Consider the following 337-nt stretch of genomic DNA (forward strand, 5'->3'; position numbering starts at 1 on the left):
GCCTCGGCGCCCGGAACATCGAGCACGACGGCGACTTCCTTCGCCTTGCGCAGCAAGGCCGCGATGGTGCCGCCCAGCCTCAGCCAGGCCTGGTCGTCGAGGGCGGCGGCCTTGCCGGCGCCGACCGCCACCAGGCGGTCGAGCGAAGTCCCCTCCGGCGCCAGCACCTCGGCGACGGTGCCGAACTTGCCGGAAAAGTCGGCCACCGGGAACGCGCGCGCGAGCGCGCCGCCCGGATCGCAAGCCTTGCCGGCTTCGCCAACGGCGCCATCGTCGGCCGCCAGCACGAAGGCGCTGCCCTTTTTCGGCGCGGCAAATTTGGCGAAGGCAATCGAAG

General features: G+C 72.1%; 1 protein-coding gene. It reads right to left on the bottom strand.

The annotated features are described in order from the left end of the window. Nucleotides 1-337, bottom strand: a 337-nt coding sequence (locus EN808_RS35465; RefSeq protein WP_281041869.1) for a M17 family peptidase N-terminal domain-containing protein, incomplete at both ends; no start/stop codon positions are given.

It is taken from the genome of Mesorhizobium sp. M8A.F.Ca.ET.165.01.1.1, assembly GCF_004792065.1.
Lineage (GTDB): Bacteria > Pseudomonadota > Alphaproteobacteria > Rhizobiales > Rhizobiaceae > Mesorhizobium.